The sequence below is a fragment of the Microbacterium sp. genome, assembly GCF_035277845.1.
Taxonomy (GTDB): domain Bacteria; phylum Actinomycetota; class Actinomycetes; order Actinomycetales; family Microbacteriaceae; genus Microbacterium.
Genome location: NZ_DATEJS010000308.1, coordinates 1 through 3,547, shown reverse-complemented (window position 1 = coordinate 3,547; position 3,547 = coordinate 1). Strand labels below are relative to the sequence as shown.

The window sequence follows — 3,547 nt, the reverse complement described above, 5'->3', positions numbered from 1 at the left end:
CGATTCCTGCCCTCCCTCCCCTCTCCCGGTCGTTGAGCGAGCGGAGCGAGCCGAAACGCGGCTCCCTCCCTCCCTCCCGGTCGTTGAGCGAGCGGAGCGAGCCGAAACGCGATTCCCCCCGGCACGACGAAGCCCCGCGAGAATCGGCCATCCGATCTCGCGGGGCTCCGCTCAGCTCAACCGCAGCTCAGCTCAGGGCATCCGCCAGCGGCAGCGCGTCCATCGCGTGCGCTGCCGCGACGCCGGTGTTCACCACCGATCCCGCGTGGGTGTTCAGCCCCGCGGCCAGCGCGGCATCCGCGCGCAGGGCCTCCTGCCAGCCGCGCCGCGCGATCTGCCGGATGTACGGCAGCGTCGCATTGGTCAGCGCCGACGTCGACGTGTTCGGCACGGCGCCGGGCATGTTCGCGACGCAGTAGAACACCGACCCGTGCACCTGGAAGGTGGGGTCGTCGTGGGTGGTCGGGTGCGTGTCCTCGAAGCATCCGCCCTGGTCCACGGCGATGTCCACGAGCACCGAGCCGGGCCGCATCCGCGCCACCATGTCGTTCGTGACGAGCTTCGGCGCCTTGGCCCCCGGGATCAGCACGGATCCGATCACCAGGTCCGAGTCGACGACGGCGCGGTCGAGGTCGAGCGGGTTGGATGCCGCGGTCTTCAGACGTCCCTGGAAGTGGTCGTCCAGGTACCGCAGCCGCGGGATGTTCGTGTCGAACACGGTCACGTCGGCGCCCATGCCCGCGGCGATGACCGCGGAGTTCGCCCCGGCGACGCCGCCTCCGATGACGGTCACCCTGGCCGGGCGAGTGCCGGGAACGCCCGACATCAGCACGCCGAAGCCGCCGGACGACTTCATCAGCGTGTGCGCTCCGACCATGGGGGCGAGGCGCCCCGCGACCTCGCTCATCGGGGCGAGCAGCGGCAGGAGGCCTCCCAGCTGCACGGTCTCGTAGGCGATCGCGGTCACCTTGTCGGCGACGAGCCGCTCGGTGAGCGGGCGGTCCGCGGCGAGGTGCAGGTAGGTGAACAGCACCAGGTCGTCGCGGAAGTAGCCGTACTCGGCGGCGATGGGTTCCTTGACCTTCAACAGGAGTTCTGCACGACCCCAGACATCGGCGGCGTCGTCGAGGAGGGTCGCTCCCGCATCCGCATATTCCGTGTCAGGCATCGACGAGCCGACGCCGGCGCCGCGCTGCACGAACACCTCGTGGCCGGATGAGACCAGGTCGTGCACGCCCGCGGGCGTGAGGGCCACGCGGAACTCGTTGTTCTTGATCTCGGTGGGTACACCGATTCTCATGGTTATCGTTTCTTTCTCTCCGCTCGCCTGTGAGCGGGGTCGGTGTCAGAACGCGGGGCGGATCCTGCCCACGTCCTGGCCGCCGCCGTAGACGGTCAGCGGAAGCTTCGCGGTCGTCTCGGCGACGGCAGCGGGGTCGAGGGCGCCGGCGAGTTCGAGCAGGCGCAGCGCGACGGCGGCGCTTGCCCGCGACGAGCCGTCGAGCGTCTTCAGGGCGACGGTGGTGCCGTTGGGCGCGACCATGATGTGCACGCCCTCCGCCCCGACCTTCGAGAAGACGCCGAGGCGCTCCATGATGACGGTGTCGTCGCGGCCGGGGCCGGCGATGGTCCACGGGTTGTCCCGCACCGCCTGCACGAGCTGCCCGGCGCTGCGGTGCAGCGCGAACGGCGAGCTCGTCGACGACGTGCCGATGCGCTGGATCGCCTTCGCGAGCCCGGCGAGGCTGATCGCGTGCACGGGCGCGCCGCATCCGTCGGCGGCGGTGGCCGCGACCCGTTCGCCGGAGAGGCGCTCGGTGAGCTCCCGGATCTGCACCTGCAGCGGGTGTGCGGGGTCGAGGTAGGTGGCGGTGTCCCAGCCGGCGGTGACGCATGTGAGCAGCATCGTCGCGTGCTTGCCCGAGCAGTTCATGCGGACGCGGGCGGCGGAGTAGTGCTCCCGCACCATCTCGTCGCGGGTGGCGCGGTCGCCGGGCCAGTCGGGCGGGCATCCGAGGTCGTCCTCACCGACGCCTGCGGCCTCGAGGATGCTGCGCACGACGGCGACGTGCGCGTCGGTGCCGGAGTGGCTCGCCGTCGAGAGTCCCAGCTGCACGCCCTCGAGCGGAGCACCGGCGGTGAGGCAGGCGAGCGCCTGGATGGGCTTGAGGGTCGACCGCGGGAAGATCAGCGCGGACGGGTCGCCGAGCTCCTTGGCGACGGTGCCGTCGGCGTCGAGCACGATGGCCGCGCCGGCGTGCCGGGATTCTATGAACCCTCCCCGCTCGACGGTGGCGAGTTCGACGGCGGATGTCACGGAGAAGGTCTGCGGCACGCCCTCCACCCTATCGCCGGGCGGTGCCGGATGCCGGGTGGCAGACTGTCGCACATGCTGGGTGAGCACGAGTACTCTGTCCGGTCGGAGTGGACCGGGAACCGCGGGAGCGGGACGTCCGGCTACCGCGATTACGACCGTCTCGTGACCATGTCGATCGCGGGCAAACCCGACCTGCTCGCCTCGTCCGACAAGCCGTTCCGCGGCGACGCCTCGCGGTGGAACCCGGAGGATCTGCTGCTCGCCGCGCTCAGCGAATGCCACCTGCTCTCGTACCTGCACGCCTGCGTCACCGCCGGCGTCGTCGTGGTCGCATACGAGGACGACGCCTCCGGGACGATGGTCGAAGACGGTCGCGGCGGCGGAGCCTTCCGCGAGGTGGTGCTGCGTCCGGTGGTCACGGTCGTGGAGGAGTCGATGACGGATGCGGCCCAGTCCGCCCACCACCAGGCCCACGAATGGTGCTTCATCGCGAACTCGGTGAACTTCCCCGTGCGGGTCGACCCCCGGGTGCGTGTCGCCCCCGCCGCTCCCGATCGTTGAGCGGGCGGCGCGAGTCGAAACGCGTCTCGCACGTCGTCCCCGGGCGTCAGTGCTCGAACCATCGCTCCTCGCGCCCCCGCCGCTGGCCGCCTTCGCCGCGGGGGCGCGGCGTGGGAGGGCGCCTCTGAAGCTCCGGATTGCCGGCGTTGACGACGATGAACAGCACGATGTGGACCGCCCAGTATCCGACCCAGAGGATGCCGAACAGGATGCCGCCTGCCACGAGCGCGTAGATGATCTCCATGCGCCGCACGCTAGCCGGGGGCTCCGACGTCGTCTGCGGTCATCTCCGGCATGCGGGCCTATCGCAACGAGCGTGTCGATGACGCAGGCCTTCCGCGGCCCGTTGGGTGTGGTCATGCGGCGGGTCGGAATCGTGTGGGTGGCGGCTGCAGGTCTCCGAAGAGGCAGCGGCGTTCGAGGCGTGGGTGCAGCACGATCGGCTCCGTGTCGGGGTCGGGGGAGTGCAGCACGAACTGGCCGGTGCCGGTTCGGGTGATCCGCCAGTGGTGGTGGTGCAGGTTCATGTGGTGGAACCGGCACAGCAGGATGCCTCGGTCGATGTCGGTTCGCCCGCCGTTGGAGTAGGGGTCGATGTGGTGCGCTTCGCAGGAGGACGCGGGTCTGTCGCAGGCCGGCCAGGCGCAGCCGCCGTCGCGGACGCTGAGG

General features: G+C 70.7%; 5 protein-coding genes. 1 reads left to right on the top strand and 4 read right to left on the bottom strand.

The genetic code is table 11. The features are described 5' to 3' along the window. Positions 1-187 precede the first annotated feature (187 nt). Both ald and VJR25_RS13620 read right to left on the bottom strand, forming a co-directional pair. Positions 188-1,300: an alanine dehydrogenase gene (gene ald / locus VJR25_RS13625; RefSeq protein WP_324115912.1), complete on the bottom strand. Its 1,113-nt coding sequence runs from the start codon at positions 1,298-1,300 to the stop codon at positions 188-190. Between the two features lie 45 nt (positions 1,301-1,345). After that, positions 1,346-2,335: an asparaginase gene (locus tag VJR25_RS13620; protein WP_324115910.1), complete on the bottom strand. Its 990-nt coding sequence runs from the start codon at positions 2,333-2,335 to the stop codon at positions 1,346-1,348. A gap of 54 nt (positions 2,336-2,389) precedes the next feature. Here VJR25_RS13620 and VJR25_RS13615 point away from each other — a divergent pair, with 54 nt between their 5' ends. Then, positions 2,390-2,878 carry an OsmC family protein gene (locus VJR25_RS13615; protein WP_324115908.1) on the top strand — a complete coding sequence of 163 codons (489 nt, stop codon included), beginning with the start codon at positions 2,390-2,392 and terminating at the stop codon, positions 2,876-2,878. A gap of 46 nt (positions 2,879-2,924) precedes the next feature. Here VJR25_RS13615 and VJR25_RS13610 read toward each other — a convergent pair whose 3' ends face one another. Beyond that, on the bottom strand, positions 2,925-3,122 hold the full coding sequence (locus tag VJR25_RS13610) for a hypothetical protein (protein WP_324115906.1): 198 nt from the start codon (positions 3,120-3,122) through the stop codon (positions 2,925-2,927). Positions 3,123-3,234: 112 nt separating this feature from the next. Continuing rightward, a partial coding sequence (locus tag VJR25_RS13605; protein WP_324115903.1) for an HNH endonuclease signature motif containing protein occupies positions 3,235-3,547 on the bottom strand: 313 nt, incomplete at its 5' end.